This is a genomic window from Corallococcus silvisoli (assembly GCF_009909145.1).
In the GTDB taxonomy this organism is placed as follows: domain Bacteria; phylum Myxococcota; class Myxococcia; order Myxococcales; family Myxococcaceae; genus Corallococcus; species Corallococcus silvisoli.
In genome coordinates this window covers 694177-719596 of record NZ_JAAAPJ010000001.1, presented here as the reverse complement: position 1 = coordinate 719596, position 25420 = coordinate 694177, and the positions used below count along the sequence as shown (strand labels likewise).

The window sequence follows — 25420 nt, the reverse complement described above, 5'->3', positions numbered from 1 at the left end:
GAACAGGCGACCAGTCCCGTTATCGCCTTCCGCCCGGCCGGGTCAGCAGCGCGAACAGCCCGTCGCTCCACCACCGGCCGCGCAGGCCGGGCAGCAATCGCTGCCAGTACACGCTGCTGCGCGGGATGCGCCCGGGCAGCGGGTAGTCGAACGCGATGGACTGGAAGCCCGCTTCGACGGCCATGCGCCGCGCGTCCAATTCAGTGATGGGGGTGATGTGGCCGGAGTCCCGGTAGTCCTGCTCACAGAACGCGGGGAAGTAGCCCCGCACCAGGAAGGACAGGCGCGCCGTCAGGCTGTCGTTGTTCGGCGTGGTGAAGAAGAGGTGTCCTCCGGGCTTGAGCACGCGAAAGGCCTCCTTCACGAAGTGGCGCGGGTTGGCCAGGTGCTCCAGCACCTCGATGGCGAACACCCAGTCCACCGACGCGTCACCCCAGGGCAGTGCGTCGCGGGACACGTCGCGCTGCTGGAACTCCACGCCCGGCAGGCGGCTGGCCCCCGCGTCGTGGATGTCCGTGCTGAGGATGCGCTCGACGGCCGGGTTGCGCTGCAACCGGCGGATCCACCCTCCACTGCCCGAGCCCACGTCGAGCACGACGCCAAAGGCACGCTGCCCCGCCACGCTCCAGGCCGCGTCCCGCAGCGGCTCCGGCGACAGGCCCTCCTGACGCTGCGCGTAGGCAGCGGCGTCATGTCCCAGCGGTCCGGCGTTGCCCTTCACACCCGAGTCCATGCGGCGGACTCTACCCTCCGGAGGGCCGCGGCGCCCGGCCGGCCCCCGGGCCCAAGGCAGGGGCCCCTGACGGACCCGCCCCCGCTCCGTCCCCTGGGTGCTCCGGAATGCGCTTCCTTCAATGAATGCCCGGTCGCGGCTCCATGCTGGGGCTCCGAGGGGGCAGCCCCGGGGTCTCCACGTCGTCCTTGAGCGAGGTGCGGATCATCTCCCGCAGCTCGGGGGTGTCCTGGTGGCCGTGGACGGACACCGCGTGTTGCGTCGCGGCGCGCACCACCTCGTCCTCCTCACCGGCGATGGTGAGCGTGCAGTTCGATTCGCTGGGCGTGTCCCGGCAATCCATCATCTTGCGTGACATGGCTGATTCACCTCCCCGCTTCTGAGGTGCGCATGTGAAGGGCCCTGCGCAATCCACGCGAACGGCTATCATTCGCGCGCTCAGCGCTACCTGGAGGCACGGGATGGGACAGGAAGTGGACGTCATCGTCGTGGGTGGGGGGCTCGCGGGCCTCGTCGCCGCGACCGAGCTCGCGGATGCCGGCAAGCGCGTCGCCGTGGTGGACCAGGAGGCGGAACAGAACCTGGGCGGGCAGGCGTTCTGGTCGTTCGGTGGCCTGTTCCTCGTGGACTCGCCCGAGCAGCGGCGCATGGGCATCAAGGACTCCCACGCCCTGGCGCTGGAGGACTGGATGGGCACCGCGGGCTTCGACCGCGAGGAGGACCGCTGGCCGCGCAAGTGGGCGGAGGCGTTCGTCGGCTTCGCCGCGGGGGAGATGCGCCCCTGGCTGGCCCAGCAGGGCATGCGCTGGTTCCCCGTGGTGGGCTGGGCGGAGCGCGGCGGCTACGGCGCGGTGGGGCACGGCAACTCCGTCCCCCGCTTCCACGTCACCTGGGGCACCGGGCCCGGCGTGCTGGAGCCCTTCGTGCGCCGCGCGAAGGCGGCACAGGCCCAGGGCAAGCTCACCTTCCACTTCCGGCACCGCGTGGACGAGCTGCTCACGCAAGGGGGCGCGGTGGTGGGCGTGCGCGGCATGCGGCTGGAGCCCACGGACGTCCCACGAGGGGCCAGCAGCTCACGCGTCACGGTGGGGGACTTCGAGCTGCGCGCGGGCGCGGTCATCGTCACGTCCGGCGGCATCGGCGGCAACCATGAGCTCGTGCGCAAGGCCTGGCCGACGCGGATGGGCCCCGCGCCGAAGTTCATGATTCAAGGCGTCCCCGACCACGTGGACGGGCGGATGATCGCCATCACGGAGGCCGCGGGCGGCAACCTCATCAACCGCGACCGCATGTGGCACTACACGGAGGGCCTGCGGAACTGGAACCCCATCTGGCCCCGGCACGGCATCCGCATCCTGCCGGGCCCCAGCTCGCTGTGGCTGGACGCCACGGGCAAGCGCCTGCCGCCGCCGCTGTTCCCCGGCTTCGACACGCTGGGCACGCTGGAGCACATCCTGAAGACGGGCCACGAGCACACGTGGTTCATCCTCAACCAGTGGATCATCAAGAAGGAGTTCGCGCTCTCCGGTTCGGAGCAGAACCCGGACCTCACGGGCAAGGACTGGCTGGGCGTGCTCAACCGCGCCGTGGGCAAGAAGGCCATGGGGCCGGTGGAGGCCTTCAAGGAGAAGGGCGAGGACTTCGTCGTCTCCCACGACCTGCGTGAGCTGGTCGCCGGCATGAACGCGAAGACAGACACGCCGCTGCTGGACTTCGCCACGGTGGAGCGCGAGGTGAAGGCCCGCGACATGCAGTTGGACAACCCCTTCAGCAAGGACCTGCAGCTGGCCGCCATCCGGCAGGCGCGCGGCTACCGGGGTGACAAGCTGGTGCGCACCGCGAAGCCGCACCGCATCCTGGACCCCAAGGCGGGACCGCTCATCGGCGTGAAGCTGAACATCCTCACGCGCAAGACGCTGGGCGGCTTCGAGACCGACCTCCAGGGCCGCGTCTTCAACGCCCAGGGGCAGACCATCCCAGGGCTCTATGCGGCAGGCGAGGTGGCGGGCTTCGGAGGCGGTGGCGTCCACGGTTACCGCGCGCTGGAAGGGACGTTCCTCGGCGGCTGCATCTTCTCCGGCCGCGCCGCGGGCCGGGCCGCCGCGGGGACTGTGTAGTCATGGGGAGTGACGGGCAGGGGGCGCTGAAGGGCCCCCGCCCCTCCTGGGGTGCCGTCAGGAGACGGTGGGCTGGAAGGGCCACGGCGTGGAGCGCAGCCCCGCCGCCCAGTTGTCGTGCCGGCCGTCCCAGTACCCGAAGGTGAGCAGCGACGGATCCACGTCATCCAGGGTGTTGACGTAGATGGAGACGAACTTCCCGCCCAGCTCCGGCACGTCGCCGTCGCCAAAGCACACGACGCCGCAGTTCTTGCAGAAGCTACGGGTGTTGGGGCTGCCGTCGCGCCCGTACTTCTTGATGGCCTCCTGGCCCTTCAGGAGCCGGAAGGCGTCCGGCTTCATCCCCGTGCCGCCGCCGTAGCCGTACTTCATGCAGATGGTGCAGTTGCAGCGCGTCACGCGCGCCAGGTCCACGGTGGCCTCGTAACGCACGGCGCCGCACAGGCAGCCGCCCGCGTAGGTCTGCAAGCCGCGCTGGGCAGGGTTCTTCTGCTGGGTGTCGTTCTGGGTCATGGCGTCTTCTCCGGTGCCGCGTTGAGGGAACGCACCCCTTATCCCCCCGGCCAGTGACAGCCTTATGTCAGGTTTGTCCGGCCGCGCCGCGCGCCCCCCAAGCCCCCCAGTCCCTGACCGGGGCGGCTTTACAGTAGCTGCATATACAGCTATTCATGCCGACGTGATGGGTTCCGCGCGCTGGCCGTCCTCCTGTCTGCCCCTCCTGCTGGGCCTGAGCGTCCTGATCGTGGGGTGCGCCGCCGCGCGTCCCCCCGCCGCGGACATCCCGCAGTCGCCGTTCCCGGAGGTGCATGAAGCGGATGCGATCTTCACCGGCCACCGCTTCCAGGACGGGATGGTGCTTCCGGAGGTGCGCATCCACTACGCGACGCTGGGCACACCGCGCAGGGATGCGTCCGGCGCGGTGACGAACGCGGTGCTGATGCTGCACTGGACGGGGGCAAGCGGCGAGGTGTTGCGCGGCAAGCCCTTCCAGGACGCGCTGTTCGCGCCGGGGCGCCCGCTGGACGCGACGAAGTACTTCCTCATCTTCCCGGACAGCGTGGGCCACGGTCGTTCCAGCAAGCCGAGCGACGGCGCGCGCATGAAGTTCCCTGCCTACGGCTACAGGGACATGGTGGCGCTCCAGCACCAGCTCGTCACCGGGACGCTGGGCATTTCGCGCCTGCACGCCATCGTGGGCCTGTCCATGGGAGGCATGAACGCGTGGCTCTGGAGCGAGCTGTATCCAGAGGCGGTGGAGGGCGTGATGCCCATCGTCTCGTTGCCGACGCGCATCGCGGGACGCAACCTGCTGTGGCGCCGCTTCGTGTCGCGCCAGATTCGCGAAGACCCGGAGTGGAGGAACGGTGACTACACCGCGCCGCCCCGAGGCTGGCGGGAGGCGTTCCCGGTCTTCCGGATGATGCTGGATGGGGTGCCGCACCTCCAGGCGACGCTCCCGGACGCGCCGGCGGCGGACGCCTTCATCGCGTCCGCCATGGCGCAGGCCGAAGGCATGGATGCGAATGACATCCTGTACTCGCTGGAGTCTTCCCGGGACTACGACCCGGAGGCGGGGCTCGGGGCCATCCAGGCCCGCGTGTTCGCGCTCAACTTCTCCGACGACGAGTTCAACCCCGTCTCGCTGCGCACGCTGGAGGCGCTGATGCCCCGGGTGAAGCACGGCCGCTTCGTCGTCCAGGCAGGCGATGCGCGCTCCTTCGGCCACTTCACCCAGGCGCACCCGGAGCTGTGGGCGGAGCAGGTCGCCGCGTTCCTCGCGTTCCTCGAGGGGGAATGAAGCCGTGCGGATGCGCTCAGCGACGGCGGCGGGACGCGGCCGTGGGGGCCAGAGGGGCTTCGGCTTCGGCTTCGGCCTCGCCCTGGCCCAGCCCGGTCCGGGCGACGGTGGCCAGCAGGTCCCTCAGCGCGGTCGCCTGGGTGTTGCCCACGGCGCGCTCGAAGTCGGCCTGGGCGCGCAGCCAGAGGGGCCGGGCCTTGCGGTAGACGCCCTGCCCTTCCGGGGTGATGGCGATGGCCCGCTGGCGCCGGTCGGTGCGGCCCACCTCCAGCACCACGAGCCCGTCCTTCAAGAGGGGCCGGAGGTTGTGGGTGAGCGTGGAGGGGTCCATCACGAGCTGGTCCGCCAGCGCGTTCACCGTCAGCGGCCCCTGCGTCTGGGCACGGTGGAGGATGGAGTACTGCGTCGTCCGGATGCCGCTGGGCGCGAGCACCTGGTCATAGAACTGGGTGACATGGCGGCTCGCCTGCCGCAGCGCCAGACAGTTGCAGAGGGTGCGCAGGGGGTCGTCTTGGGACATCGCGGTTCCAGGAAGCGGGCGCGTCACGTCGACACACCGGCGGAAAGTATACGTGGGGCACGGCGTGCCCGTATCGAGGAGACACCGTCATGAGGACCCACCGCGTTCATTATGCCTGGGTGGTGGCCGCGACCATCTTCGCGGTGCTCCTCTGCGCGGCGGGCGTGCGCGCGACACCGAGCGTCTTCATCGTCCCGCTGGAGCGGGAGTTCGGCTGGAGCCGGGCGCTCGTCTCCTCGGCCGTGTCGGTGAACCTGGTGCTCTACGGACTCGTGGGGCCGTTCGCCGCCGCGCTGATGCAGAAGTTCGGCATCCGGCGCACGACGCTGGTCTCGCTCTGCATCATCACCCTGGGCGTCGCGCTGACGAACTTCATCCACGCGCCCTGGCAGTTGATCCTCTTCTGGGGCGTGCTGGTGGGGTTGGGCACGGGAACGACGGCGATGGTGCTGGGCGCCACCGTGGTCCAGCACTGGTTCGTGGCGAGGCGCGGGCTGGTGATGGGCCTGCTCACCGCGAGCACCGCGACGGGGCAGCTCGTCTTCCTGCCGCTGCTCGCGATGCTGGTGGAGCACCACGGCTGGCGCGTCGTGTCCTTCACCGTCGCGGGCGTGGTGGCCTGTGTCATCCCGCTGGTCGCGTGGCTGGTGCGCGACCGTCCGTCGGACGTGGGGCTTGCGCCCTACGGGGCCGCACCGGACGCGGAGGAGGCGAAGGGCTCCAGCGTCAACCCGCTCGCCAACGCGCTGGGGGCGCTGAAGCGAGCGTCAGGCAAGCGCGACTTCTGGCTGCTCGCAGGAAGCTTCTTCATCTGCGGCGCGACGACGAACGGGCTGGTGGGCACGCACCTGATTCCCGCGTGCATGGACCACGGCATCCCGGAGGTGCGGGCCGCGGGGCTGCTCGCGCTGATGGGCATCTTCGACCTGGTGGGCACCACGGCGAGCGGATGGATGTCGGACCGCTTCGACAACCGCTGGCTGCTCTTCTGGTACTACGGCCTGCGGGGGCTGGCGCTGCTCTATCTGCCGAGCGCCTTCGAGCTGTCCGTCTTCGGGCTGCCGCTGTTCGCGGTGTTCTACGGCCTGGATTGGATCGCCACGGTGCCGCCGACGGTGCGGCTAACGACGCAGACGGTGGGCGTGGAGGACGGGCCCATCGCCTTCGGCTGGGTGGTGGCCGCGCACTAGGTGGGCGCGGGCCTGGGGGCCCTGGGCGCGGGCGTCATCCGCACCTCGCTGGAGACGTACACCCCCGCCTGGGTGGTCGCGGGCGTCATCTGCCTCGCGGCGGCGGGAGTGGTGCTGCGCATCGGACGTGGGAGCGTCCAGGCGCCGCCCGTGGTGGGCACGGCGGCGCCGCGCTGAAAGGCTCAGTCCTCCGAGACCAGCACGACCTTGCCCACCGTGCTCCGCCCCTCCAACTGGCGGTGGGCCTCGCCAGCCTGGGACAGCGGCAGCGTCAGGCCCACGACGATGCGCAGTCGCTTCGCCACGACCTCCGCCAGCAGCGCCTCGCGCGCCCGGCGCTGCACCTCCGGGGATACAGGGGTGCGCAGCCAGTACGCGCTCACGGTGAGCGACTTCGCGTAGAGGGACTCCACCTCGACGAGCGGCGGCGGGCCACTGGCGTTGCCATAGCTCACCAGGTGACCGAAGGGCGCCAGCGCGTCCACGCTGGCCTGCCACGTGCTCGCGCCCACCGAATCCAGCACCCACTCCACCCCGCGTCCCTGGGTCAGCGCCTGGACCCGCGCCGCGACGTCCTCCTGGTCGTAGCGGATGACGTCGTCCGCCCCCACCTCCCGCGCGAGCTTCGCCTTCGCCTCGCCCGACACCGTCCCGATGACCCGCGCGCCCGCGGCCTTCGCCAGCTGCACCGCCAGCACTCCCACGCCTCCGGCCGCCGCGTGGATGAGCACCGTCTGCCCCGCCTCCACCCGCCCCACCGTGTGCACCACGTGGTACGCCGTCAGCCCCTGCACCAGCAGCGCGGCGGCCTCCGCGAATGACACCTCCGGTGGGAGCGCCAGCAGCTCGCTCACCGGCGCGAGCGCGGCCTCCGCGTAGGCGCCCTTCGTCAAGGCCACCACCCGGCGTCCCACCCAGGACGGATCCACGCCCGGACCCACCGCGCGCACCACGCCCGCGGCCTCGCTGCCCAGGATGCGCGGCAGGGGAACCTGGGCGTCGTACAGGCCCCGGCGGCGCTCGGTGTCCGCGAAGTTCACGCCCGCGGCATGGACGCGCAACAGGACCTCTCCCGGCCCCGGCACGGGCTCCGGCGTGTCTTCCCATTGGAGGACCTCCGGCCCTCCCACCTGGTGATAGCGGATGGCTTTCATGCGCGGATTCCTAACGACCGCGACGCCTGCTTGTCAGGACTGAATTTCCGCCCGCGTCCCTCGGGAGCGAAAGGAGCGGTCCCCATGCGCACGGCGACGAAGCAGGCCCCGATGAACCTCAAGCACCCGAATCCTTCCGGTCACGGCATCGAAGCGTCCTCGCGTCCCGGCCCGGTCACCGCTCCTTCCCCGTGCCGCTGGCGGGACTTCGCGTCCTATCGCATCGCCTCGCCCGGCTCCTGAAGGCTCCGCGCTCCGTCCCTGACGGCGCACGGCACCTGGAGGCCGGGCTTCCCCCCAAGGGAACCCGGCCTCTTTCGCGTCCGGGCTCCCGCGCACCTTCCGGGGACGTAGAGCGTTACGGAGACGCGCTGGCCTGTAGAGCCAGAGCCCTTGAAAGCCCGCTGGGTTCGACTCCCAGCGTCCCCACTTCCACTCAGAGGCCGTGCACCGGGTGCGGTCTGGACTCCAAATCCAGATGCGCGGGGTTCGACTCCCTGACGGCCTGTCCCGCCCGAAAGGCCCCGTGTCATGGAAACGCTGGTGCTGAGCCAGTCCTATGAACCCGTCGCACGCATCCCGTGGCAACGCGCCGTCATGCTGCTGTTCCAGGGCAAGGTGGAGGTCGTGGAGGAGTACGAGGATCGCGTCATCCGTTCGGTGACGGTCGAGCTGCGCATGCCGTCCGTCATCCGCTTCGTGCGCGCCCTGTGGAAGGGCCCGCGCGGCATCCGCTTCAGCCGGGAGAGCGTCTACCAGCGCGACCACTGCCGCTGCCAGTACTGCGGCCACAAGGTCACCCGCCCGGAAGCCACGTATGACCACGTGCTGCCGCGCGCCCAGGGCGGCCGCACCAGCTGGGAGAACATCGTCATCGCCTGCGTGCCCTGCAATCAGCGCAAGGGGAACCGCACCCCGGCCCAGGCGCGCATGACGCTGCGCACCGTGCCCTCGAAGCCGAAGCGGCTGCCGGAAGCCGTGGCCCTGTCCTTCCTCGTGGAGAAGGGCATGCCGCTGTCCTGGCGCAAGTTCCTGAGGGACGTGGCCTATTGGCACACGGAGCTGGAGGCGTAGTCCCGGGCCAGATGGGCCGGGACTTCGCTTCCGCGCCGCAACGGTTAGAGTGCCGCACGTCGAGGGGGCGTTCCGGACCACACCATGGCGACGAGGAAGAACGAAGATCAGGAGCGGCTCATCGACCGCGACCTCACCGCGATGGCGCGCGAGGGGAAGCTCCCCGCCGCCCACGGCGTGGACACCGCCGTGACGGAGGTGCTGGGCCTGCTGGCTCGGGGCGGCAAGCACCCGCTCCTCGCGGGCGAGCCCGGCGTGGGCAAGAGCGCGCTCGTCCAGGAGGTGGCCCGCCGCATCGCGGAGGGCCGCGTGGACGGCGACCTGGCCCATGCGCGACTCGTGGAGGTGTCCGTCGCCAACATCCTGGCGCGCAGCACCCAGCGTCAGGCGGCGGAGAGCTTCGAGGAGCTGCTCATCCACCTGGGCCGCCACCCCTGCCCCATCGTCTACATCCGGGACCTGCCGGTGGCCCTGGGCGGCCCCCTGGCGCCGGTGGCCGTGCGCGCGCTGCGCACCGGCGGCCTCCGCTTCATCTTCGAGACGGAGCCCAAGCGCGTGCAGGAGCTGCTGCGCGCCGACGAGGCCCTGGCGGAGCGGCTCCACCTGCTGCCCCTCCACGAGCCCCCGCTGGACAAGGCCCGCTGGATCGTCGGCCGCGTGGCGGAGGAGCTGGAGCGCGAGCTGCGGCTGCCCATCGACCCGGCCGCGTGCGACCTGGCGCTCCGGCTGTCCGCGAAGTTCCTCCTGGCGCAGCACATGCCACGCAAGGCGATTGAGCTGCTCAAGGAGACGGCGGCGGAGGCCGCGGGCGTGGCGCGCGACCACGTGGGGCCGGAGGACGTGCTCACGCGCTTCTGCGCCGCCACGCGCCTGCCCCGCTTCGTCGTGGACGACGCGATGCCGCTGGACCTGGAGGAGACGGAGCGCTTCTTCGGGGAGCGGCTGCTCGGCCAGACGGACGCGGTGGCCGCGGTGCTGCGCTCGGTGGCGCTGCTCAAGGCGGGGCTCAACGACCCGCGCCGCCCGCTGGGGGTGTTCCTCTTCGCCGGCCCCACCGGCGTGGGCAAGACGCAGCTGGCGAAGCTGCTCGCGGAGTACCTCTTCGGCTCCGCGGACAGGCTGGTGCGCCTCAACATGGCGGACTACCCCAACGACGGCGACGAGAGCGTCCCCTTCGGCGCGTCGTGGGCCCCCGCGCTGGAGACGCGCCGGGGAGAGCTGTCCGCGCTGCTCGACGGCAAGGTGTTCACCGTGCTGCTGCTGGACGAGTTCGAGAAGGCCGCCCGCAGCGTGCACGACCGCTTCCTCCAGCTCTTCGACGAGGGCACCTTCGTCAACGGCGCGGGCGAAGCGGTGTCCTGCAACAACACGCTCATCGTGGCCACGTCCAACGTGGGCTCGGAGGTGTACCGCGAGGCGGGCCTGGGCTTCGCCGCGCACAAGCGCGCCGACGAGCAGGTGTCGGAGGTGGACCGGCGCATCGCGGAGGCCTTCCGTCCGGAGTTCCTCAACCGCTTCGACGCCATCTGCCACTTCCGCCCGCTGTCGCGCGTGGACATCCGGAAGATCGCCCAGCGCGAGGTGGGCCGCGTGCTGGAGCGCGAGGGCATCCGCGCCCGGGCCCTGGACGTGGAGGTCACGCCGGAGGTGGTGGACCGGCTGGTGGAGCGCGGCTACTCGCCGCAGTTCGGCGCGCGCTACCTGCAGCGCGAAATCGAGAAGACGCTCACCGCGGCGCTCGCGGTGGAGATCGCCCGCAGGCCCCTGCCCCCGGGGACGCCCGTGCGCGTGGAGTCCCGTCCCGGAGGCCGGGTGGTCGCGGTGGCGGAGCCCGTTCCCCCGCCCCGCGAGGTGACGGCGCAGCTGCTGCTGCCCACGCCCAAGGCCGCGGCGGTGAAGCGCCGGCTGGACCGCAAGTCGCTGCTCATCGAGATGGACCGGCTGGTGGGCCGCGCCCGCGCGCTCGCCGTCTCCGCGGGACGGCCGGAGCTGGAGGAGCGCCGCGCCGCGCTGCTCGCGGAGACCCAGGCGCCCAACCTCTGGGACGATCCACTGCGCGCGGCGGACGTCATCCGCGCATTCCGCACGGTGGAGGCGCAGTTGGGCGAGCTGGATCGCCTGGAGGCCGCGTGCCTCTTCGGGCGGCGGCTGGTGCGCGAGGCGAAGAACGAGGTGCAGCTGGGCTCCGCGGCGAAGCAGGTGGAGGAGGTCGCGCGCGAGGTGCAGATGGCGGAGGCGCTCCGGGCCGCGGGGGCCACGCCGCTGGACAACGAGGCGCTGGTGGACATCTGCGCCAGCGATGCCTCCGAGCAGCAGGCCGCGTGGGTGCAGGAGCTGGCCACCATGTACCTGGGCTGGGCGCAGCGCCGGGGCTACGAGGCCATCGCCGTGGCGGAGGCGGAAACGCCCGCGCGCGTGGTGGTGCGCATCGCCGGGCCAGGGGCCTATGGGTTCCTCGCGGGTGAGGCGGGCCTGCACCGCCGCCTGGAGGACGAGAAGCGCCAGCGCGCGTACGTGCGCGTGCACCGGGGCGGGCCGCTGGAAGAGGTGGAGCGGGCGCTGTTGGTGCTGGAGGGCCGGCCGGTGAAGAGCCGCGAGGGCGAGTACCTCCAGCGCGTGCGCAACGAGGTCACCGCGAAGGACGAGGCGACGGGGCGCGTGCTGACGCTCATCGGCGCCGGGGAGTTGGACGAGCTCAAGGGCATCGCCGCGCGCGTCGTCGCCGGCCAGGGCGCCAGCACCGACGAGGCCCGCCGCTACTTCCTGGGCCGGGGCGCCCGCGTGGAGGATCCGCGCACCGGCGCCGGCACCCCGCGAGTGAAGGACGTGATGCGCGGGGAGCTGGACGTGTTCATCGCCGCCTGGATTTCACGGCCGCCGCCGGACGGCTCCACGCCGCTCGTCTGAGGCGTCAGGGCAGCAAGCCCTGCACCACGCCCAGACGCATGGCCTCCGCGAGCACATCCAGGCCCTGCGCGGTGTTGATGCGGGAATGGGACGTGGTGCCGCTGACCACCTGCACCGCCCCGCCCAGCACGAAGGGCAGCGGCCGGCGTCCCAGCCGCAGCAGCCGTTCGTCGTAGAAGGCGGAGGGCGCGCGCTCGCGCACCAGGCGCGACAGGGCGACCATGTTCGCCGTGCGCGAAGGCTGCATCGCGGGGCCCAGGCAGGAGAAGTCGAGCCCCACCTCTGGCAGCACCGCGCCCCGGCCCTCGCGGTCGAAGAGGAAGAGCACCTGCGACGTCTCCTCCTGGGAGCCGCGCACGCTCTTCTCCGTGGTCTTCGTCATCTTCAGGCCGCCGGTGATGAGGGCCGTGCCCAGCGCCACCTGGGTCGACTTCTCCGTGTGCTCGCTCTGCGTGCGCAGGGACGACGCGCCCCGGAGGATGACCGTCACATCCTCCCAGGCCAGGGTGAGCGGAGCGCCCGCGCGAGGGGTGAACGTCCCCTCCGTGGGGCCGAACGTCGCGGTCCGAGCCGTCACGCGCTCCACGACGCCCGCCTCGTCGATGGCGAGCGCCGCGAGCCCCGCGTCCCGGAGCGTCTGGACCAGGACATCCGCCGCCTCGGGAGCCAGCCGCGCGAGCAGGGCGGGAGGCTCCGGTGCCAGCCGCATGCGGGCCTCCGCTGGAGCCATGCCGGCCGCGGCCGCGAGCACCTGGGCTGCTTCCGGCACTTCTCCCGCCGGACGAACGAGCGCGACGATCTTCATGGCGTTTCCCCACCCTTGTGCTGACCGCCGCCATCCTCGCGCGAAAGCAGGGTGGCGTACATCCGAACCCCGGCGCCCCGGCGACATTCCCCAGGGCGCCTGAAGCAGATCCAACAGACCGCGGTGCGAGGGAGGAGCGCACCCTCCCCGCGCGAGCGACGCTCAGTCGAGCAGATGCGGATTGCGCAGCAACAACACCCCCGCCTGCACGGTGGCGGTGTAGCTGTTCAGCTTGCCGGTGCGCGTCAGCTCGCTCACGTCACGCACGCCGGTCTCCGTGACGGCGCGGTCCACCACGGCCTCCCCCTGGTTGTACGCCGCGAGCGCGAGCCGCCAATCGCCATAGCGCGAGTACAACGCCTGGAAGAGCGCCGCGGCGGCCTCCGTCTCACGCGCCACGTCCAGCCGCTCGTCGCGCCCCGCCTCCACCTTCAGCCCGAAGCGTCGCGCCGTCTCCGGAATGAACATCCACACGCCCGCGCCCCGGGGCCCCGGGGCCATCGAGGGCTCGCGCGACGTCTCCGGCAGGTTGCTCACCGCGGACTCCACCATCGCCACGGCGAGCAGCCCCTCCGGAAGCGAGCGCGAGCGCAGCGTGCCCACCATCGCCTCGCGGTGCGCCGCGAGGTTCGCCAGCGCCTTGCGCATGAAGTCGCGCCCCTTCGGCGTCGTGATGAACCGGTTGAGCTGCTCCACCACCGCGGCATCCACCACCACGGGCAGGTCCCCCTCTCGCGGCCCTGCCTCCGCGAGCGCACGGGCCTCCGCGAGCGACACCGCGCGCCCACGCACCGCGCCCTGCGCCCACAGCGCCAGGGGCGCGAGCACCAACGCCAACGAGAGAGACAGGCCCAGCGTGCGCACGGAACTGCGGGGGCGGGGTTCGAACAACATGCGGATCCTCCTGACTGTGGGGTGGGACATGCCGGTGACTCCGGCGGGAAGAGAGAAGGCCGCGGGGATCCGCAGCGAGGCCTGGAGCAGGCAGCGCGCGTACGCCTCCGTGGGCACGTGTTTCGACATGACGAGCGCCTCGTCACAGGCGAGCTCCTGGTACTCCGCCAGCCACCGCGAGAACGACCGCGCGAAGGGATGCCAGAAGAACGCGCTGTCGAAGCCGAGCCGCGCGTACGCGAGCACCGTGTCGCGCTGCCGGTGGTGTTGCAGCTCATGCCGCACCGTCAGCCGCAGCGCCTCCGCGTCCTCCAGCACGTCGGAGGGCACCACCGCCCACGCGCCGCCCCCGGGGAACCAGACCGAGAACGCGCCGCCCGCCACGTCCCCCAACACCACGCGGACGCGGCCCACGCGACGAAGCACCGGCAGCGCCTCCAACTTCCGCCGCAGCCTCGCGTACCGGCGCAGCTCCCACGCCAGGAACGCCAGCGCCCCCACGCCCAGCCCCACCGTCACCCAGGGCATCCCCGTGCGCAGCCCCCCCTCCACCGAAGAAGCCCCCTGCACGGGGCCCCCCAGCGGCCGAGCCACGGCGGGCGCCAGCGGCGCGGCGTAGCGCACCAGCGAGCGCTCGAAGGTGAAGAGGGGCCCCGCCGGCAGGAACTCCCGCGCCACGAGCCCGGCCCACGGCAGCACCACCGCCAGCCCCAGCGTCACCCGGCCCACGCGAAGCGTCTGCCGGGCGCTCAGGCTCCGCTCCACTCCCAGTGCCAGCGCGGCACGCAGCAGCCCGAAGCCCACCGCCACCAACACCGCCGAGATGACGTACGCGGCCAGCACGTCCTGGAACAGGGCGCTCATCCCCGGCCCCCCTTGCGGCCCAGCAGCTTGCGGATCTGCTCCACCTCCTCCGCGGACAGCGGCACCGCCTCCACCAGCCTCGCCACGAGCGACGAAGGCGTCCCGTCGAACACCGTCGCCACCAGGTGGCGCACACTCTGGGCCTCGTACGCCTCGCGCGACAGCCGCGCCGAATACAGGTGCCCCCGCCCCTCCTTGCGGCTGTGCACCACGCCCTTCTGCTCCAGGATGCGCAGCACCGTGGACACCGACGTGTAGGCCAGCTTGCGCTCCGGCGGCAGCGCCGCGAGCACGTCCGCCACGCTCACCTCCCCCAACCTCCACACCCACTGCATCAGCTCCAGCTCCACCGGCGTGAGCGGCTTGGACTCCTCTGCGGACGGCGACCTGGACACGGGGCGGACCTCCACGGCTTCGAACTAAGACCTTAGTTCGAATACAACTAAGCCTTTAGTTTAAATCCGTCAAGCAGGCGGGCGCTGGAGTTCGAAGCGCCGGAGTGCGGATTCCCACGCACGGGACGGGCAGGGCCCTTAGACTCCAGGCCACATGCTCCACGTCATACCTCTGGGCGGCCTCGGCGAAATCGGCCTCAACGCCATGGTGCTCGCCTGTCGAGGGGAGATGCTGCTCATCGACGCCGGCCTGATGTTCCCCTCGTCGGGAATGCCCGGCGTGGACATCATCGTCCCGGACTTCACGCACCTGAAACGCAACGCCGCGCAGCTCAAGGGCGTGCTGCTGACTCACGGGCACGAGGACCACATCGGTGCGCTCCCCTACCTGCTCGGCGACGTGTCGGTTCCCATCTACGGCACGCGCTTCACGCTGGCCCTCGCGCGCCAGCGCCTGGAGGAGCTGGGCGTGGAGGCGGACCTGCGCGAAATCGAGCCGCGCACGCCCTTCCCCGTGGGCAGCGCCTTCCAGGTGGAGGCCACGCGCGTGACGCACACCGTGCCGGACGCGGTGGGCTTCATCGTCCGCACCCCCGAAGGCACCATCATCCACACCGGCGACTTCAAGCTGGACCCCGACCCCATCGACGGCCTGAAGACGGACCTGGAGCGCTGGGGCGAGGCGGGCGACGAGGGCGTGCTGTGCCTGCTGTCGGACTCCACCAACTCCGAGCACACGGAGGAGACCGGCAGCGAGCGCGTGGTGCAGACCACCTTCGAGCGCCTGTTCCACGAGACGAAGGGCCGCATCGTGGTGGCGCAGTTCTCCTCCAACCTCCACCGCGTGCGGCACCTGCTGGACCTGTGCGAGCGCACCGGCCGGCTGGTCGCGCTCCAGGGCCGCAGCATGGTGCGCAACGTGGAGCTGGCGCGGGAGATGGGCTACCTGGACGTGCCCGACTCGCTCTTCGTGCACCTGGACTCCGTGCCCAAGCTCGCGCCCCACCGCGTGGCGGTGCTCACCACGGGCGCCCAGGGCGAACCCCGCGCGGGCCTCACCCAGCTGGCCCAGGGTGACGGGCCCGTGCGCCTGGAGCCCGGCGACACGGTCATCGTCAGCGCCCGTCCCATCCCCGGCAACGAGCGCTCCGTCGGCGCGCTCTTGGATCAGCTCCACTGGCGCGGCGCGCGCATCGTCTACGCCCAGGTGGAGCCCGGCGTGCACGTCTCCGGACACGCCAGCCGGCCCCAGCAACGCCGCGTTCTGGACATCGTGCGCCCCAAGAACTTCATGCCCGTGCATGGGGAAGTCCGGCACCTGCACCGACACCTGACCACCGCGCGCGAGGCGGGCATGGCCCCGGAAGGGCTGCTCCTGGCGCACGACGGCGACGTGGTGGCCTTCGAGGACGGGCAGGGTCGCTTCACCGGCAGCGTGACCTCCGGACGCATCCTGCGTGAGCGCTCCGGGGATGGGGTGGTGACGCCGGAGACGCTGGCGGAGCGCAACCGCCTGGCGGAGACGGGCGTGGTGGCCGCGGCGGTGGTGCTGCGGCGGGACACCCAGGCCCTGGTGGCGGGGCCCCAGCTGTCCGGACAGGGGCTGAACCCGGACGAGCAGGGCGTGCTGTCCCGGGTGGCCCAGGATGCGCGGGCCTTCTTCGAGGAGCTCAACCCCCAGCTGCGCGGGGACGACGCCCTGGCGCGCGAGGAGCTGGTCCGGGCGGTGAAGCGGGCCTTCAAACAACACACCTCCCGGCGGCCCCTGGTGGTGCCCTTGGTCGTCCGGGTGTAGGTATGGTAAGGGCGCGAAAAGGTCCCCCCCATGCCCTCCTTCGACGTCGTCTCCAAAATCGATCTGGCTGAGCTCGACAACGCGGTCAATCAGACCAAGAAGGAGCTCAGCACGCGGTATGACTTCCAGGGCGTCAATGCCGACATCGTCATCGCCCCGGACCACACCTCGCTGACCGTGAAGGCCAACAGCGAGGACAAGGTCCAGGCCGCCAAGGAGGTGCTCCTGGCGAGGCTGGCCAAGCGCAACATCAGCCTGCGCACCCTGGAGTTCGGCGACATCGAGAAGACGGGCCTCCACAACGTGAAGCAGCCCATCAAGCTCCAGCAGGGCATCCCGGTGGAGAAGTCGAAGGAGCTCATCAAGATCCTCAAGGAGTCCAAGCTCAAGGTGCAGGGCTCCATCCAGGCGGATCAGCTCCGAGTCACGGGCAAGAACCGCGACGACCTGCAGGCCGCCATGGCGCTGTTCCGCAAGGAGCAGGACCGGCTGAGCCTGGACATGCAGTTCACCAACTTCCGCGACTAGAGACACCCTCCGCCATGCACGCTGCCCGTCTGGCCCTCCTGCCCCTCTGTCTGCTGTTCGCCCCTCCCGCGCTCGCGCAGGACCCGGCGCCCAGGCCCAGCAAGCCGGTGCCCGTGCTCAAGAAGGCACCGCAACCGGAGAAGGGGCTCAAGGACTTCGGTTCGCCGCTGATCATCAAGCCGCTGTCCGTCGAGGGCGCCACCGCGAACTTCTCCGCCCGGGTGGGCTGGCGCAAGGACACGCTCTTCGTGGGCGTGGAGGCCACGGACAACCAGCTGCTGGCGGGCGACCTCATCACCCTCACCCTCCACTTCCCGGATGCGGGCCCCACCTCCCCTGGCTACACCTACCGCTTCGCCTTCGACGGCCAGCGCACCTCCGGGGCCGACAGCGGCACGCCCCAGTTCGCGCAGTCGCTGGTGAACGCCGCGGTGCACCGCCAGGGCGACACGCTGTCGGTGGTGGCGCTGATCCCGGTGCGCGCCCTGCCGCGCTTCCCCGCGGTGGATCCGCTCGTCATGGACCTGTGCATCACCTACGAGGACCAGGACCAGGTGGGCGCCAAGGCGGTGCCGGTGTCCAACTGCAAGGGCGGCACGCCCCCGGAGGGAGAGGCGCTGCGCCTGCCGGACGAGGCGCGCAAGAACCTCAAGCTCAAGCCCCCCGCGAACGTCACCACCCTGGAGGCCGCGCCCACGGGCTGGCTCGGGTGGGGCGTGCTGAGCTACCCCGAGTGGGCCCAGGGCGACGCGCCGCTCACGCCCGCCTCGTTGCGCGCGCTGGTGGCGCCCAACGCCGTGGACGCGTCGAAGATGGGCGTGAACCTGCCGGAGACGTTGAGCCTGCCGGACGGGCGACCGGTCGTGACCGTGCTCACCGGGAAGAATCCTTATGCCGTCGAGGGTCAATGCGACTCCGACGACGAGCTCCGGATGGGGCTCTACGTGGTGTCGGGCAAGACGGCACAGCGGGTGCTTGATTGGCCGGCCGCCACCTGTGCGCTGGGGCGCGCCACGTCCGTTGAACTGGATGAACAGGGGGCGCTGGACATCGGTTACTCGAACGGCGCCATCATCAACTTCGTTTGGAGTGCGGACCACTTCGAGCGGACGCAACTGGGAAAGCGGTAGACGCGAGTGGAAGACACCAAGAGCCTGTACATGATGACCCTCGGCTGCCCGAAGAACCGGGTGGACTCCGAGGTGATGCTGGGCACGCTTCGCACCCGCGGCTACTCGCTCGTGCAGGACCCCACCGAAGCCCAGGTCATCGTCGTCAACACGTGTGCCTTCATCGGCCCGGCGAAGCAGGAGTCGGTGGACTCCATCCTGGAGATGGCGGAGCTGAAGAAGACGGGCGCGTGCAAGACGCTCGTCGTCACCGGCTGCCTGTCCCAGCGCTACGGCCACGACCTGGCGCAGGAGATGCCGGAGGTGGACCACTTCCTGGGCACCAGCGCGTACGCCCAGATTGGCGACCTGCTGGCCGCGGAGGCCTCGCCTCGCCAGGTCATCCCGGATCCGGACTACATCCACAACGCGGAGACGCCGCGCATCAACTCGATGCCGAAGTACACGGCGTACCTCAAGATCTCCGAGGGCTGCGACAACGCCTGTGCGTTCTGCATCATCCCCACGCTGCGCGGCGGCCAGCGCTCGCGCACGGTGGAAGACATCATGGCGGAGGCGCGCAAGCTGGCGGACAGCGGCGTGCAGGAGCTGAACCTCGTCGCGCAGGACCTGACGGCGTACGGGCATGACCTGCCCGGCAAGCCCAAGCTCCACGAGCTGCTCAAGGAGCTGGTGAAGGTGGACGTGAAGTGGATCCGCCTGCACTACGCCTACCCGCGCGTGTTCCCGGACGAGCTCATCGACGTCATCGCGTCCGAGCCGAAGATCGCCAACTACCTGGACATGCCGGTGCAGCACGCCAGCGACAAGCTGCTCCTGTCCATGAAGCGCGGCCGCAACTCCAAGTTCCTCAAGGAGCTGCTCACCAAGCTGCGTGAGCGCGTGCCGAACCTGGTGATGCGCACCTCGCTCATCGTCGGCCTGCCGGGGGAGACGGAGGAGGACTTCGAGCTGCTGAAGGAGTTCGTGAAGGAGCAGCGCTTCCAGCGCCTGGGCGTCTTCCAGTACTCCGACGAGGAAGGCACCTCCGCGTTCGACCTGCCGAACAAGGTCCCGGCGAAGACCATCGAGCGCCGCTGGCGCGAGGTGATGGCCATCCAGAAGCGCATCAACCGCGAGCAGAACAAGAAGCTCGTGGGCCAGAAGCTCACCGTCCTGGTGGAGGGCCCCAGCGAGGAGTCCGAGCACCTGCTGGTGGGCCGCCACGAGGGCCAGGCGCCGGAGATCGACGGGCTGGTCTACATCAACGACGGCCTGGCGTACCCGGGCGAGTTCGTCACCGTGGAGGTGACGGAGGCGCACGACTACGACCTCATCGCCCGCGTGGTGGAGCGTCCGGATCCGAAGCAGCGCGCGCACACCCCGCGCGAGGCCCCGCCCGCGCCCGTGCCGATGAAGGCGCTGGTGCGTCCGCCGGAGCCGCGGCCGGAGTAGCCCTCCCGGCGACAGCGCGCTTCAGCCTCACGGGCCCCGGCCCGCCCTCCTCGCCGAGGGCGACCGCGGGCCCGAGTCATTGCGGGGCGACGCCGCGCTTCCGCGCCACGGACCGTGGAGCGCCCGCAGTCGCGCCAGAGCCACCAGTTCGTCACGGCGGGGCGATGCCGCGCTTCCGCGCCACGGACCGTGGAGCGCCCCTTGTCCCAGCAGCGACAGGCTTGGGTCCGGCCCGGACCGTGAAGCGCCCCTGCCCAGCGGAGGAGGTGGACAGCGCTACTTCGGATCCTCGGGCTCCAGCTCGCGCTCTTCCACTGGCGGAGGCCGCGGGCCTGTCCCCTGGGTCGGGACCGCCACGCCCTCGCCCAGCGGCGTCGGCTGGCACTCGCACACGGTGCGCCGCGACGCGGTCTCCGTGACGAAGGCGCAGGTGGTGGGGCACTCGGGCTGGCGCCCCTCCTCCACCAGCGACACCGCGTAGCTCCGGGCGCCCTGGAGCGCGGCGTGGCAGGCGGGCAGGCTCTTCGCCAACGACCCCCACGGCAACCGATGCTGCGTGTTGGCGCCGCGCGTGGCGGTGGGGAAGCTCAGGCCCACCTGACAGCCCGTCTCCAGGCGCTGGCCCTCCGCGCCCCGAGGCTCCACGTACAGGCGCACGCCTTCCGGCAGGTCCCGGTACACCGCGCCGGAGAGGGCCACCGCGCCATCGGGCTCCGCGCGCACGAAGACGCCGTAACAGGCCTCTTCGCTGAAGGCTCCGCCCTCGCCCGCGCACTCCTGCCGTCCGCCGCCCTCGGGCATGCGCACGTGAGGCCTGCGCAGCACCAACGCCCCGCCCTGCGCGTCCACGGTGGCGGTGAAGCGGCCCCACACGTCCGGGCCCAGCCGGCCCAGGCTGCTCTGTGACGGCCAGCGTCCCGCCGCCTCCATCACCAGCGGCCGCACGCCCAGGCCGTCCGCCACCTCCACCGCGTCCACGGCGAAGGTTCGCGGCGGCAGGCCCGCGGCGGTCTCCAACGGCTGCAGTCCCTGCCCCAGCGCGGGCTCCACCGCCAGCCGGGAGAAGGGCTCGCGCGTGCCCAGCACGAAGGGCCCCGTGAGGCTCGCCTCGCCCTGTGACACCTGCACGGCCAGCAGCGGCCAGTCCCCCTGCGGCTCCCGGCTGAGCTCCACCACATGGGACTCGCGCACCGCGTCCGTCGCGCGCAGCTCCGCGTCGTAGGCCTCACGGGGACGCGAGGCGGTGAACGTCACTTCGCGGCGCAGCGGATCCACCGTGAGGGCGTACGGGGCCAGCACGTCCTGCCCCAGCGTCACCGAGCAGCCCTGCTCGCCCGACAGCAACAACGTGCGCAGCGGCGGCGCGACAGGGCCCACCGTCAACAACGGGGCGGGGACCTCGGGCCAGGAGCGGTGGCCTCCGGAGGGCTCGGGTACTCGCGCCGTGCCGGCGGGCGCGGGCGGTGCGCCGTCGAAGCATGGAGTGGAGACGAGGGACAGCGGCCGAGTGACATCCAGCACCACCGGCACGACCCGGCCCCCGAGCCTCCCCGCCACCGTCAGCCGCAGCGCGGGCGACGACAGGAGCGGCAGTGTCTGTCCCACGAGGCTCGTGGGACGTGAAGGGCCCGCGGGCGCGGAGGAGTGACACCCGGCGCCCATGAGCACGCATCCCGCCAGCAGCACGCCACGCATGGGAGGTGGCGGCTCCTACTGCGCCTTCTTGGTGAAGTCGTCCACGCGGGTGCCCTCGGGCGGGTTCAGCTTGAAGCTGTCCGCCGCGATGCCCACGTTCGTCTTCAGGTCCAGGAAGGCGATGGTGTTCTCGCTGCCGTCGGGATCCACCACGGTGCTCTTGAGCACCTGCGCCGTCGCCGGGTCCACCTCCAGGCGCACCTGGCGGAAGCGCGGCTCGTTCTTCAAGGGGTCGAGCACCAGCAGCGTGCCCTTGCAGTCCTTGCAGTCCCCCTTGGAGATGGCGAACTCGTCCGCGAGCTTGCCCTGGCCGAAGAGGAACGTCACCGACGCGGACAGCTGGCTGGTGTCCACGGCGGCCACCGTGAGCGTCTGCGCGTCCGGGTCGTACGCGTACACCTTGTTGCCCGCGAGCACGAACGTGCGCGTGGACGGGTTCGTGTACTCCCAGCGCATCAGGCCCGGCTTCTTGTACGTCACCGTGCCCGACGACGACTGCGTGCGGCGGAAGGTCTTGTACTTGTAGTCCTGCTTGAAGCCCGCCTTGAAGTCGCCCGTCTTCTCGTAGAACGCCTGCATCCGGTCCACGAGCGCCTTCACCTCGGGCGTCATCTTCGGCGCGGGCTTCGTGGCGCTGGAGGCCGTGCCCGTGTCGGGCGGCTTCGCGGCGGCGGGCGCGGCGGCCACGCCAGCATCCGAGGGGGCCGAGGGCTTCGGCGCGGCGGCGGTGGCCGCGGGCTTCGGCGTGGGGGCGGCGGTGGTGGGGGCCTGCGGCACGGCGAGCAGCGTGAAGAGCAGGGATTCCAGCAACATGGCGTGCGCCTCCGGAGCGGGCACCCGAGGTGCCCGCAGGGTCCATCTACCGCATCCGGACGGCCCCCGGGGGGCCGGCATTCACCGCTGTGTGGCTTTGACCAGACGCTTCCGCTGCTTCACGCCCAGCAGGTAGAAGCGCTCCCGCAGGGCCTGGGCCTCGTCGGGAGACAAGTCCCCGGAGCTCCCCAGGTGCTCGTCCCGCCAGGCGATCGCCCGGGTGATGCTGGCGGACGCCGCCGCGGAGATGTTCAGGCTCTGGCTGAAGCCCTTCATCGGGACCCAGAAGGTGCCGTCCACGCCGGTGAGCACGTCGTCACTCACCCCGTAGCGCTCGTTGCCGAACACCATGGCGAACTTCGTATCGAAGCGCAGGCTGTAGAGGTTCGTGGCCCCCTCGCGCAGCGCCGACGCGTAGAGGCTGAAGCCGCGCTCCTTCAGGTGCGCGCGGCACTCCGCGAACGTCTTGTAGAGGTGCACGTCCAACCACTTGTCGCAGCCCTGGGCCACCCGCGAGTTCGGGATGAAGGGCGCTTCCGGGTTGATGACGACGTGCACCTCCTGCACGCCCATGGACTCGCAGGTGCGCAGCACCGCGGCCATGTTGAAGTTGTCCTCCAACCGGTCGAGCACCACCGTGAAGTTGCGCGTGCGCTGGCTGACGACGCGGTCGATCTTCTCCTTCCGCACGTCGAGCAGGAACTGCTCCGGCTCGACGACGTCGCGCTCGAACTTCTCGTAGCGGGGTCCTCCACCAGCCATCGACTCAGCGCCTCCCGCCGGACTTCTTCGTGGCGGACTTCTTCGCCGGGGCCTTGCGCGCGGACTTTCGCGAAGCCGCCTGCTTCACCGGGGCCTTGCGCGCGGGCTTCTTCGCCACCGGCGTGCGCGAGGAGGCCTTCTTCTTCGCCACGGGCTTGCCAGCGGCCTTCTTCGCCAGGGCCTTGCGAGCCACCTTCTTCGCCGGAGCCTTGCGCGCCGCCTTCTTCGCCGAGGCCCTGCCCGCGGATTTCTTCGCCGGAGCCTTCGTCGCCGAGGCCTTGCCCGCGGCCTGCTTCGCCGGAGCCTTGCGCGCCGCCTTCGTCGCGGCCTGCTTCGCCGGAGCCTTGCGCGCCGCCTGCTTCGCCGGAGCCTCCACATGGAGCTTGTCGGTGCGCCCCGTGAAGAGCACCTCCGCCACCGCATCCATCAGGGCCTGCATGCCTTCGCCCGTGGCGCAGGACACCGGGTACACGCGGATCCCCCGGCGGCGCAGCGCCTCCGTGAAGGGCCCCAGCCGCTCGCGGGCCTCCGTCAGGTCCTGCTTGTTGGCGGCCACCACCTGCGGCTTGCTGGCCAGCTCCGCGCTGTACTTCTTCAGCTCCGTGTTGAGGATGTTGAAGTCGTCCAGCGGCTTGCGGCCCTCGCCCTCGGCGCCCATGTCGATGAGGTGCACCAGCACCTTGCAGCGCTCCACGTGGCGCAGGAACTGGTGCCCCAGGCCCACGCCCTCGCTGGCGCCCTCGATGATGCCGGGGATGTCCGCCATGACGAAGGACAGGTTGTCCTTGTACTGGACCATGCCCAGGTTCGGCACCAGCGTGGTGAACGGGTAGTCCGCCACCTTGGGACGCGCGCGGCTCACCCGCGAGATGAACGTGCTCTTGCCCGCGTTGGGGAAGCCCAGCAGGCCCACGTCCGCCAGCAGCTTCAGCTCCAGCCGCAGCGTGATCTCCTCGCCCTGCGTGCCGTCCTGCGCGAAGCGCGGCGTCTGGCGCGTGGAGGTGGCGAAGTTCATGTTGCCCAGGCCGCCCCGGCCGCCCTTGGCCGCGACGAACTCCTGGCCCGGGTCGCTCAGGTCCACCAGCAGCTCGCCCGTGGCCTCGTTGCGGATCAGCGTGCCCACCGGCACCTGGAGCACCAGATCCTCGGCCCCGTGACCGTTGCAGTCACTGCCCATGCCGTGCTCGCCGCTCTTGGCCCGGTGGTGCTGCTGGTAGCGGTAGTCCAGGAGCGTGGTCAGCTGCGGGTTCGCCACGAACAGCACGGAACCCCCGTTGCCGCCGTCGCCGCCGTTGGGGCCGCCCCGCTCGATGAACTTCTCACGCCGGAAGGACACGGCGCCGTTCCCGCCATCTCCCGCCTTCACGTAGATGCGTACTTCGTCGACGAACTTCATGGGGCGACCGCCCTCCTGGAAAAACACAGAGCGGGCCGTCCTCGCATCCGACCGTTCGCGAGGAACGGGAGGACCGGGAACGACCCGCTCGGGGATGCCCGTGCCCGGGGTTTCCCCCAGGGCAACCGACTAGGCGCTCGCCTGCGCGGCGGCCGGGTACACCGACACCTTCTTCTTGTCGCGACCGAGGCGCTCGTACTTCACCACGCCGTCCACCACCGAGTAGAGGGTGAAGTCGCGGCCGAGCTTCACGTTCGTGCCCGCGTGGATCACCGTGCCCACCTGGCGCACGAGGATGCTGCCCGCGGAGACGGCTTCGCCGCCGTAAACCTTCACGCCACGGTACTGCGGGTTGGAATCACGCCCGTTGCGCGAAGAACCCTGTCCCTTTTTATGGGCCATGACACCTTGCTCCTTGGAAGTTCGTGAGTGGAATGACCGGGACGACTAGCCGGAAATCGAGGTGACCTTCACCTCGGTGTACGGCTGACGGTGGCCACGGCGACGGGTCCAGCCTTCCTTCTCCTTCCGGAAGTGCAGAACACGGCGGTGCTTGTCCTGCGCCAGCACCTTGCCCACGACCTTCGCGCCCGCCACCGTCGGCTGGCCCACCTTCGGGCTCTCCGAGCCACCCAGCAGGAGAACCTCGGTGAACGAGACCTCGGCGCCGATGTCACCGGCGATCTTCTCGATCCGGACAACGTCGCCCTCGGCGACGCGGTACTGCTTTCCGCCCGTACGAATGACTGCGTACATCGTCGAACCCCTGTCAGCTTCGGGTTGGGTCAACCCATGGAATCCAACGCGCATTTCGGACGGCAGGCCGTCCGGCGCGCTAAAAGACGGCGGGACTTACGGGAAACCCGGGGGGGAGTCAAGGCAGTTGGCGGATCAGCCCGCCACCCGCGCCCCTATTTACTTTTGAATAGAATTCCCGGAATAAAGTCCACTGGACCGCAAGCGACGCCGCGTTAGGATGCGCGCCGTTTGCGATCCACCTGTACCTCATCCCTGAGGGGGAGTACCACCATGAAGAAGATCCTGTTCGGCCTCGCGGCCATGGCTTCGCTCACGCTCACCGCTTGCGGTGGCAACTACTGCGACGACGCCGAGAGCGCGTCGAAGGACCTGGTCAAGAAGGCCAAGGAGTGTGGCCTGGAGATCACCGACCCCGGCGAGGCCACCGACGCGGAGCGCGACGCCTGCAAGAAGAGCCTGGACAGCTGCTCGGACGCCGACAAGGACAAGCTCGACTCCTACGTTACCTGCGTGAACGACGTGAAGAGCTGTTCTGACAAGTCGTCCAGCCAGCAGCAGGCCTTCTCGGCCGCCCTCGTGGCGTGCTCGGCCCACCTGTCGGGCCTGAGCACCGCCTGCACCTTCGCGGACTGAGCGCGAACGCGGCCTCCGCCGCAC

General features: G+C 70.7%; 26 protein-coding genes and 2 tRNA genes. 14 read left to right on the top strand and 14 right to left on the bottom strand.

Annotated elements, in window-relative coordinates; genetic code table 11:
* Window positions 1-19: 19 nt before the first annotated feature.
* Window positions 20-733 (bottom strand): class I SAM-dependent methyltransferase, encoded by a 714-nt coding sequence (locus GTY96_RS02835; RefSeq protein WP_161663761.1) that lies wholly within the window; start codon window positions 731-733, stop codon window positions 20-22.
* A 118-nt stretch (window positions 734-851) separates the two neighbouring features.
* Complete coding sequence (locus tag GTY96_RS02830; protein ID WP_143898246.1) at window positions 852-1091, bottom strand: DUF1059 domain-containing protein; 240 nt, start codon at window positions 1089-1091, stop codon at window positions 852-854.
* A 103-nt stretch (window positions 1092-1194) separates the two neighbouring features.
* On the opposite strand from GTY96_RS02830, the gene GTY96_RS02825 reads away from it, so the two are divergent.
* A complete protein-coding gene (locus tag GTY96_RS02825; RefSeq protein WP_161663760.1) occupies window positions 1195-2850 on the top strand; it encodes an FAD-binding dehydrogenase in 1656 nt (551 codons plus the stop codon).
* A 57-nt stretch (window positions 2851-2907) separates the two neighbouring features.
* Here GTY96_RS02825 and GTY96_RS02820 read toward each other — a convergent pair whose 3' ends face one another.
* Window positions 2908-3363, bottom strand: a complete 456-nt coding sequence (locus GTY96_RS02820) for a GFA family protein (RefSeq protein WP_161663759.1) — start codon at window positions 3361-3363, stop codon at window positions 2908-2910.
* 166 nt (window positions 3364-3529) lie between these two features.
* On the opposite strand from GTY96_RS02820, the gene GTY96_RS02815 reads away from it, so the two are divergent.
* Complete coding sequence (locus tag GTY96_RS02815; protein ID WP_161664124.1) at window positions 3530-4648, top strand: alpha/beta fold hydrolase; 1119 nt, start codon at window positions 3530-3532, stop codon at window positions 4646-4648.
* A gap of 16 nt (window positions 4649-4664) precedes the next feature.
* Here GTY96_RS02815 and GTY96_RS02810 read toward each other — a convergent pair whose 3' ends face one another.
* Complete coding sequence (locus GTY96_RS02810) at window positions 4665-5168, bottom strand: MarR family winged helix-turn-helix transcriptional regulator (protein ID WP_161663758.1); 504 nt, start codon at window positions 5166-5168, stop codon at window positions 4665-4667.
* Between the two features lie 89 nt (window positions 5169-5257).
* Between GTY96_RS02810 and GTY96_RS02805 the strand changes: the two genes are divergently transcribed.
* The gene (locus GTY96_RS02805; RefSeq protein WP_235685295.1) at window positions 5258-6358 is read left to right on the top strand and encodes an MFS transporter; all 1101 of its coding nucleotides are present in this window, start codon (window positions 5258-5260) and stop codon (window positions 6356-6358) included.
* Window positions 6359-6535 (top strand): hypothetical protein, encoded by a 177-nt coding sequence (locus GTY96_RS37405; protein ID WP_235685294.1) that lies wholly within the window; start codon window positions 6359-6361, stop codon window positions 6533-6535. It abuts the gene before it with no gap.
* A gap of 5 nt (window positions 6536-6540) precedes the next feature.
* Here the strand turns inward: GTY96_RS37405 and GTY96_RS02800 are convergent, their stop codons facing one another.
* Window positions 6541-7512, bottom strand: coding sequence for a quinone oxidoreductase family protein (locus GTY96_RS02800; protein ID WP_161663757.1), 972 nt, complete (start codon window positions 7510-7512; stop codon window positions 6541-6543).
* Window positions 7513-7596: 84 nt separating this feature from the next.
* Between GTY96_RS02800 and GTY96_RS02795 the strand changes: the two genes are divergently transcribed.
* The 5 genes from GTY96_RS02795 to GTY96_RS02775 all read left to right on the top strand — a co-directional run bounded on the left by GTY96_RS02795 (window position 7597) and on the right by GTY96_RS02775 (window position 11493).
* On the top strand, window positions 7597-7755 hold the full coding sequence (locus GTY96_RS02795; protein ID WP_161663756.1) for a hypothetical protein: 159 nt from the start codon (window positions 7597-7599) through the stop codon (window positions 7753-7755).
* A gap of 101 nt (window positions 7756-7856) precedes the next feature.
* A tRNA-Tyr gene (locus tag GTY96_RS02790) sits at window positions 7857-7941 on the top strand.
* Window positions 7942-7952: 11 nt separating this feature from the next.
* Window positions 7953-8020 (top strand) — tRNA-Trp (locus tag GTY96_RS02785).
* 23 nt (window positions 8021-8043) lie between these two features.
* Complete coding sequence (locus GTY96_RS02780) at window positions 8044-8586, top strand: HNH endonuclease (RefSeq protein ID WP_161663755.1); 543 nt, start codon at window positions 8044-8046, stop codon at window positions 8584-8586.
* 84 nt (window positions 8587-8670) lie between these two features.
* On the top strand, window positions 8671-11493 hold the full coding sequence (locus tag GTY96_RS02775) for an AAA family ATPase (protein ID WP_143898233.1): 2823 nt from the start codon (window positions 8671-8673) through the stop codon (window positions 11491-11493).
* Window positions 11494-11497: 4 nt separating this feature from the next.
* Here GTY96_RS02775 and GTY96_RS02770 read toward each other — a convergent pair whose 3' ends face one another.
* From GTY96_RS02770 to GTY96_RS02760, 3 genes are all read right to left on the bottom strand, one after another.
* Complete coding sequence (locus GTY96_RS02770) at window positions 11498-12298, bottom strand: hypothetical protein (RefSeq protein WP_143898230.1); 801 nt, start codon at window positions 12296-12298, stop codon at window positions 11498-11500.
* Window positions 12299-12460: 162 nt separating this feature from the next.
* Window positions 12461-14056: a M56 and MltD domain-containing protein gene (locus tag GTY96_RS02765; protein WP_143898228.1), complete on the bottom strand. Its 1596-nt coding sequence runs from the start codon at window positions 14054-14056 to the stop codon at window positions 12461-12463.
* Window positions 14053-14451, bottom strand: coding sequence for a BlaI/MecI/CopY family transcriptional regulator (locus GTY96_RS02760; RefSeq protein WP_143898226.1), 399 nt, complete (start codon window positions 14449-14451; stop codon window positions 14053-14055). The genes GTY96_RS02765 and GTY96_RS02760 overlap by 4 nt, the downstream gene beginning before the upstream one ends.
* 154 nt (window positions 14452-14605) lie before the next feature.
* On the opposite strand from GTY96_RS02760, the gene GTY96_RS02755 reads away from it, so the two are divergent.
* From GTY96_RS02755 to rimO, 4 genes are read left to right on the top strand one after another with little or no spacing between them, the layout of a single operon-like run.
* On the top strand, window positions 14606-16246 hold the full coding sequence (locus GTY96_RS02755) for a ribonuclease J (RefSeq protein WP_143898224.1): 1641 nt from the start codon (window positions 14606-14608) through the stop codon (window positions 16244-16246).
* A gap of 30 nt (window positions 16247-16276) precedes the next feature.
* Window positions 16277-16774: a YajQ family cyclic di-GMP-binding protein gene (locus GTY96_RS02750; protein WP_143898222.1), complete on the top strand. Its 498-nt coding sequence runs from the start codon at window positions 16277-16279 to the stop codon at window positions 16772-16774.
* A gap of 14 nt (window positions 16775-16788) precedes the next feature.
* Complete coding sequence (locus GTY96_RS02745) at window positions 16789-17904, top strand: hypothetical protein (RefSeq protein WP_143898220.1); 1116 nt, start codon at window positions 16789-16791, stop codon at window positions 17902-17904.
* A gap of 33 nt (window positions 17905-17937) precedes the next feature.
* Window positions 17938-19338 (top strand): 30S ribosomal protein S12 methylthiotransferase RimO, encoded by a 1401-nt coding sequence (gene rimO / locus GTY96_RS02740; protein ID WP_235685390.1) that lies wholly within the window; start codon window positions 17938-17940, stop codon window positions 19336-19338.
* 276 nt (window positions 19339-19614) lie between these two features.
* Here rimO and GTY96_RS02735 read toward each other — a convergent pair whose 3' ends face one another.
* The 6 genes from GTY96_RS02735 to rplU all read right to left on the bottom strand — a co-directional run bounded on the left by GTY96_RS02735 (window position 19615) and on the right by rplU (window position 24760).
* On the bottom strand, window positions 19615-21033 hold the full coding sequence (locus tag GTY96_RS02735; RefSeq protein ID WP_143898215.1) for a hypothetical protein: 1419 nt from the start codon (window positions 21031-21033) through the stop codon (window positions 19615-19617).
* A gap of 15 nt (window positions 21034-21048) precedes the next feature.
* A complete protein-coding gene (locus GTY96_RS02730; protein ID WP_143898213.1) occupies window positions 21049-21846 on the bottom strand; it encodes a LolA family protein in 798 nt (265 codons plus the stop codon).
* An 81-nt stretch (window positions 21847-21927) separates the two neighbouring features.
* Complete coding sequence (locus tag GTY96_RS02725) at window positions 21928-22608, bottom strand: TrmH family RNA methyltransferase (protein ID WP_143898211.1); 681 nt, start codon at window positions 22606-22608, stop codon at window positions 21928-21930.
* Window positions 22609-22612: 4 nt separating this feature from the next.
* The gene (gene obgE / locus GTY96_RS02720) at window positions 22613-24004 is read right to left on the bottom strand and encodes a GTPase ObgE (RefSeq protein ID WP_143898209.1); all 1392 of its coding nucleotides are present in this window, start codon (window positions 24002-24004) and stop codon (window positions 22613-22615) included.
* A gap of 129 nt (window positions 24005-24133) precedes the next feature.
* Window positions 24134-24406, bottom strand: coding sequence for a 50S ribosomal protein L27 (gene rpmA / locus GTY96_RS02715; RefSeq protein WP_143898207.1), 273 nt, complete (start codon window positions 24404-24406; stop codon window positions 24134-24136).
* A 45-nt stretch (window positions 24407-24451) separates the two neighbouring features.
* The gene (rplU, locus tag GTY96_RS02710; RefSeq protein ID WP_014394222.1) at window positions 24452-24760 is read right to left on the bottom strand and encodes a 50S ribosomal protein L21; all 309 of its coding nucleotides are present in this window, start codon (window positions 24758-24760) and stop codon (window positions 24452-24454) included.
* Window positions 24761-25033: 273 nt separating this feature from the next.
* On the opposite strand from rplU, the gene GTY96_RS02705 reads away from it, so the two are divergent.
* Window positions 25034-25396: a hypothetical protein gene (locus tag GTY96_RS02705; protein ID WP_143898205.1), complete on the top strand. Its 363-nt coding sequence runs from the start codon at window positions 25034-25036 to the stop codon at window positions 25394-25396.
* The last annotated feature ends 24 nt before the right edge of the window (window positions 25397-25420 follow it).